3 protein-coding genes and 2 pseudogenes are annotated in these 6,882 nt (G+C 30.6%); all 5 read left to right on the top strand.

What is annotated here, in order from left to right; genetic code table 11:
• The first annotated feature begins 778 nt into the window (after window positions 1-778).
• Complete coding sequence (locus LLA01S_RS07485; RefSeq protein WP_011676319.1) at window positions 779-1,153, top strand: Spx/MgsR family RNA polymerase-binding regulatory protein; 375 nt, start codon at window positions 779-781, stop codon at window positions 1,151-1,153.
• A gap of 197 nt (window positions 1,154-1,350) precedes the next feature.
• Window positions 1,351-2,289 (top strand): 2-dehydropantoate 2-reductase, encoded by a 939-nt coding sequence (locus tag LLA01S_RS07480; protein ID WP_011676318.1) that lies wholly within the window; start codon window positions 1,351-1,353, stop codon window positions 2,287-2,289.
• A gap of 145 nt (window positions 2,290-2,434) precedes the next feature.
• On the top strand, window positions 2,435-3,607 hold the full coding sequence (locus tag LLA01S_RS07475; protein ID WP_015082517.1) for a metallophosphoesterase family protein: 1,173 nt from the start codon (window positions 2,435-2,437) through the stop codon (window positions 3,605-3,607).
• Window positions 3,608-3,609: 2 nt separating this feature from the next.
• Window positions 3,610-3,762: pseudogene (locus tag LLA01S_RS13720) on the top strand (AAA family ATPase); the annotation flags it as partial.
• A 1,362-nt stretch (window positions 3,763-5,124) separates the two neighbouring features.
• Window positions 5,125-6,750: pseudogene (locus tag LLA01S_RS13650) on the top strand (SbcC/MukB-like Walker B domain-containing protein); the annotation flags it as partial.
• Window positions 6,751-6,882: the final 132 nt, after the last annotated feature.

Here is a 6,882-nt window from a genome sequence, read left to right as displayed (position 1 = left end):
TCTGGCGTAAGAAAAATAAAGAAGATAAACCTTAATTAATGAATAAAAATTTTCAAACAAATTAGTGGTTAAAGTCTTTAAAATACGGTAGAATTAGAGAGTCAAAGCCTATCCAACTTTGACATCTCTGAAATTCTTTTCAAATTACAAACATTGAGTCAGCCTTAGGGCTGGCTTTTTTACTTTTATTGAAAAAATTAATTGATAAACAAATTTTTGAAGGATATATAAATTAAATATAACGAAAATCAGAGCTTTTTTCTTCATAAGCTGTTATTTTTTTGGTATAATGTTGTTAAGAGAATGAAATGATTCTCTTAAAACTTTAGATTTTTTAAGCTATAAAGTAGTTGTAGGAAGAAACCAGTTCGGTATGATCGTCTATGATCTCTAACGGGAGGAAATCAATTGTCTAAAAAAATATCAGTAAAAGTGGTCAAAAATAGTAAACAGCAAACAGAGAGAAACACTCTCCTTGCGGACACCTTTGAAAATCGATGGTTCCAAAATGAATGGAAGCACAAGTTTAAGACATTAACTTCTGGGGAAAGAAAATAATAAAATTAAAATAAAGTCATCATTTATGATGGCTTTTTCTGTTTAATAAAATAAAAATAAATAAATAATAAAAAATGAAAAAGAAATAATAATATATATTGACAAAAATAATTTAATTTAATATAATATGAGTATAAATGAGAAAAAAATAATAAAACGAAAAAGGAAGTAAAGTCATGATTAAATTGTTTTCTTCAACGAAGTGAAGTTCTAGTAAAAAATGAGACAATGGTTAATTGCAAACAAATTAGAATTTACAGAAGTAAGTATTTTAGAAAATAGCTTATTTAAAAATGATATTTTAAGAATACTCTCATTAACTGAAAGTGGAGTAGAGGAAATTATTTCCAAAAGAAGTAGTGCCTATAAAAAATTATCAAAAATTCTTGATTTTGATTCTCTTACTTTAAATGAGCTTGTAGACTTAATTGTAAAAAATGAAAAATTACTTCGACGTCCTTTAGTAATTGATGATTATCGTCTACAAGTTGGATATAATGAAGACGATATTCGTAAATTCCTTCCTCGTAAAGTTCGTCAATTAGGACTGATGGAAGCAATCGAGAATGTTCGACTTTGGGATCAAGCAAAATAGTAGATAGTTCAAAAAATGAAAAAATTCTGAATATTCTCTTACAAGATTATTAAAGCGAATCTTTGATTTTTATCTCATAAAAAGCTACAATTTTAACTATAAATAATTTGTTATCTATAAATTACTAAACTGAACTCGTTTTAAAATTACGAATTCAGTTATTTTATGGGGAAAAATATATAGATTGAGAGAATAAAATGAGAATCACAATTGCCGGTGCAGGAGCGATGGGAAGCCGTTTTGGACTTATGCTTCATAAAGGGGGCAACGAAGTGACCCTTGTAGATGGTTGGCTTGAACATGTGACTGCAATTAAAGAACATGGCCTACAAGCAAATTTTAATGGTGAAGAAATCACTGCTCATCTATCAGTAGAATTACAATCTAATATTTCATCAGAAGAAAAAACAGATTTAATTATTTTATTTACGAAAGCAATGCAGTTAGATAAAATGCTTCAGGACATTAAACCTTTAATTGCTGAGCATACAAAAGTTCTTTGCTTACTTAATGGAATTGGTCATGAAGATATTATTGAAAAATATGTTTCTAAAAATAATATTTTTATTGGGAATACCATGTGGACTGCAGGTTTAGAAGGACCAGGAAAAGCAAAACTATTTGGAAATGGTTCTGTTGAACTTCAAAATTTCATTCCTGGCGAAGAAGAAACGGCTAAAAAACTAGCAAACATTTTATCTGCTTCAGGATTAAATGCTAACTATTCTGATAACATCCATTATTCAATTTACCGAAAAGCGTGCGTTAATGGGACAATGAATGGACTCTGCACTATTTTGGATACTAATATGGCTGGATTGGGAGCAACAAAACCTGCTCACGATATGGTTGTTACAATTGTCAAAGAATTTGCGGCAGTTGCAAAACATGAGGAGGTGAATCTTGATATAGATGAGGTTGTAGAACATGTTGAGACATGTTTTGACCCTGAAACGATTGGCTTACATTATCCTTCAATGTATCAAGATTTGATAAATAATAATCGCTTGACAGAGATAGATTACATTAATGGTGCAGTTTCACGTAAAGGGAAAAAATATCAGATAGCTACTCCTTACTGTGATTTTTTGACTCAATTAGTTCATAGTAAAGAAGAGTTATTAAAGGCGAAATAAAATAATTTTAGTTTCTGAAAAAGGCTAGTCTATAATTAGCCTTTTTTGTTTTCTTTAGGGATGAGGATAACAATCTGGTAGCAAACAAACTAAAGTTTTTTTGATAATGTTATAATAATAATTAAATTCACTTGGGGAGATAAATATGAAGTTTTTACATACGTCAGATTGGCACATTGGGAGAACGATAAATGGTTTTTCATTATTAGAAGAGCAAAAATATGCCTTTAAACAAATTCTTTCTCTGGCAAAAGAATATGAAGTTGATGGAATAATTATTGCTGGAGATTTGTATGACCGAGCGGTTCCAAGTGCAGATTCTGTTATTACTTTTAATCAAATGTTAAGAGAAATGAACATCATCGAAAAATTTCCAATTTATGCAATTTCAGGAAATCATGATGGGGCCAAGAGATTAAATTATGCCAAAGAATGGTTGGATTTTAATCAATTACATTTACGGACTTCTTTAGAGGAAGCTTTTATTCCAATTGAAACTGAGCAAGTTCAATTATTTTTATTACCTTTTTTTGATCCGATGGATGCAAGGATATACTTTTCAAGTCAGGGTCTGGACGAGGAAAAAGCAAAAGAAATCAAAACTATTGATGAAGCAATGACCTTAGTTATTTCTGAAATGCAAACACATTTTGATAAAAACAAAAAGCAAATTTTAGTGACACATTTTGCGGTAAGTCCTCATAAAGAAGAGATTAACTTAACAAGTGAAACTACCTCAAAAGTGGGTGGTTTAGCAACTTTAAATGTTATTCAATTTAAAGCGTTTGATTATGTGGCCTTAGGACACATCCACACTAGATTTGCTTCACCCAGTGAGAAGGTACAGTATTCTGGAAGTCCAGTAAAATTTAACACAAAAGAAGCAAAAACTCAAAAGGGAGTTTTTATTGTAGAAACACAGCAAGATTCCGTCAGCTCTGAGTTTATTCCTTTACAAATCCAAACGGATTTAGTTGTTATTGAAGAAGAGTGGGATACCTTAATCAGTCGAGAGTTTTACGAAAATCAGCCAATTCATCAAGCTTGGTTCGCTATCACCATAAAAAACTTTGATAGAGCAAAACTTGCAGGACAAAATTTACGTGCCCAACTTCAAAAAGTATATGGAACCATAGTGGAATTGGATTATAAATTTAAAAATATTTCGTCAGTAAAAAGTAAAACTCAAAATATTGAAAGCTTGGATAATATTGGGATACTTTCAAATTTTTATGAAGTTACAACTGGTGAGACTTTAAGCGGCTTGCAGCAAGAAATTATTGAGAACACATTCAAACAAATAGAAGGTGAAAAATAATAATGAAACCTACATATTTAGAAATGAATTATTTTGGACCTCATGAGAAATCTATTGTTGATTTTCGTCTATTAGATGAATCGCCTATTTTTCTAATTAGTGGTGATACGGGAGCAGGAAAATCAACTATATTTGATGCGATGACCTATGCATTGTTTGGCACAACAACAGGAGATAGAGATGCTAAGGAAATGAGAAGTCAGTTTGCCACTCCTGATAATTTGACAAGTGTTGTATTCTATTTTGAACAGGGGGACTTATTATATAAAATTGAACGAAAACCCGAGCAAAATATTGCTAAAAAAAGAGGTAGTGGGACAACAATTTTTAAAGCAACTGCCAAATTAGCAATTGTTGATAGAGTGGCAGGAATTGAAAAAGCAAATATTGCTACAATCCCTAAAAATGTTGGAGAGGAAATAACGCGACTCTTACATTTGAATGCGGAACAGTTCAAAAAAATTATCCTGCTTCCGCAAAATGATTTTTCAAGATTTTTAAAGTCTTCAACTTCAGAAAAAGAATCAATTTTAAAGAAAATATTTGGAACATCAATATTTACAGCTTTTAGTAATGCCATAAAATTACAAAACTCAGAAATAAATGCAATTTTTGCAGAGTATGAACGCAAATTACAAAGTTATTATGAATCTCAAATTTGGAACTCTTTTGAATTAGAAAGATTAGAAGTAGTCCCTGAACATGAAAAATTTAATGAAATGCTTCTTCTTAAAGAAGAACGGACGAAAGTAAAAGAAGAAACAATATCCAAAAACTTAGAACAAAAAGAAAAAGTAACTTTATTAGAAGATTCATATAAAATTGCACTAAATTTATATAATGACTTTAAAAATTTAAGTAAATTAGAAAGTGATTATCAAGAAAAAATTATTGAACAGTCTCAAAGCTACAATAAAAATCTGAAACATTTTGAGGAATTAACTTGGGCCCAACCTCTTAAACAGAGCCTTCATGAACTCGAACAAGATAAAAAAAGATCTAAAGATTTAGAGATAAAAATTACTGACATGACTACTAAAACATTGACAGAAGAAAAATTGTTGCAAAATTTACTGACAGAAAATGAACATTTAAGTGAACAGCAACAAAGGATCAATGATCAGAAAAGTGAGTCCGAAAGTTTAATTACACAAATTCAACAGGCTTTTGAAGATGAGAAAAAGCAAGCCAAGATTGTTGATCTAAGAAATAAGCAATCAGAGACTCAACAATCATTGAAAAATTCAAAAGATGTTTTAATTGAATTTAATCAAGAAATATTAAAGCTAAGAGAAAATATCATTTCTGATTCATATTTTTCTGAGAAGAAAGAGGAAATAAATCAATTAAAACTCACTTTCCAGGGAAAATTACTTCCTGATTTTCAAAGGATTTCATGGTTAGAAAAGGAAAATCTTGATTTAAGTAATAAGTTAGAGAGTACAAAGAAGGAACAATCTGAAAATAAAAAGCATCTAAATGATGTTCAAATGGCACATGAAGAAAAAATAAAGGGAAGACGCCGTTTGATGATTGCTCAACTTCAGGCGGAATTAGAAGAAAATGAACCTTGTCCTGTTTGTGGTGCCTTAGAGCATCCGTCAGTAGATGAGATTGAAAATATTTCTTATGAAAAATTAGGAATTTTACTAAAAGAAATAGATGAATCTCAAAAGTTACTGGCAACTTTACTAGAAAAAAATAAGCAGCTAAATCAATTAACGTCTGAAATCACTAATAACCTTGTCTCGAAATCAGCCGAAAAAGAACAAGCCATTAAGAATTTCTCGCTTCTCTATCGTGAATTTATTTCTAATTACTCAGATATTTTTCCATCAGCATTTGATGAATTCGTCATTGAAGGGCTTATTCAAAATTTGGAAAGTGCTTTGATTAAAGAGGAAGCGGAAAATAATCAGTTAAAAATAAAATTAACTGATTTGGAGGGGAAATATTTAGGATTACAAGAAGAAGTAAAAAAACTTGAAAATACCTACCTTGAGTTTTCTACTCAAATAGAAAATTTGCTGACAGAAATAAGAGATTCAGCTGTGACTCAAACCAGTGAATATTTACAAGATAAGCGCAATAAACTCAAAGAGGAAATTGCATTATTTGAAAAGCGTTTAGCTGATCTAACATCTAAAATTTCGGAGATAAAAATATCAGTTGCTACTAAAAAAGCCAATCTTAAATCTTTAAATATTCAGTTGATAGATTTAAGTGAACGAATAAAAAATAATCAGGATAAGATTGATAAGACATTGCTTCAACCTGAGGCATTGACTACAGATTTTCAGGTTTTATGGGAATGGGCTAATGACGATAAGTGGCTTGAACTATCTCAAAAAGTCGAACAATACAAGTCAGAAAAATCAAGATTAGAACAAGAGATTGAGAGCCTGCATAAAAAACTTCAAAATAAAGCTCGTCCAAATCTTGAAGAGATTGAGAATCGCAAAAAACAAGAAACAGACCTCTACCTTTCTTTACAGAAGAAATTAGCAGCTGATGAAACAGCTGAACAACAAGCGATCGTAATCCTTTCTGAAGTGAGAAAACTAATGAAAGGTCAAGAGAAACAATTTGAAAAAAGAAAAGCCATTGGCCAACTTTATGGTGCGATTTCAGGAAAATTGTCTGAAGATAAATTAAGACTAGAAACTTTTGTGGTGCAAAATTATTTAGAAAAAATTCTTGATTATGCTAATATTCACTTTATCAATCAACTCTCAAATAACCGTTATCGCTTTGAACTTTCTGAAGAAGGAAATAACCGGCGCATGGATCATGGATTAGACATTAACATCTATGATAATGAAACGGGTGCCTCTCGTTCAGCTGATACCTTATCTGGTGGTGAGACATTTATTGCGGCCCTATCTATTGCGCTTGCTTTAAGTGAGGTAGTACAAAATACTGCAAATGGTGTTCAGATTGAAGCCTTATTTATCGATGAGGGCTTTGGTTCCCTTGACCAAGAAACTTTGCAAAAAGCAATGCAAGCTCTTGAACAAATCGGGAAAAATAGATTGGTTGGTGTCATAAGTCACGTAGAAGAGATGAAATCGACAATTGGTCAGCAAATTATCATTAAAAAAGTGGGTGATGGAAGAAGTAAAGTTAAATCTGTCATCAAATAATACTTACAAAAAATCTCATAAAAAATGAAAATATAATAAGTAATTAAATTACTTTTCCTTAATTTTGATTTTTGTGTAAGTTATTTATGTCATTTATAGATTTGTTACTGAGGAAATGATATAATTATTTAA

The organism is Lactococcus cremoris subsp. cremoris NBRC 100676, from assembly GCF_001591705.1.
GTDB lineage: Bacteria > Bacillota > Bacilli > Lactobacillales > Streptococcaceae > Lactococcus > Lactococcus cremoris.
The sequence above is the reverse complement of the archived record's forward strand: the minus strand, read 5'-3'. Positions and strand labels throughout refer to the sequence as shown.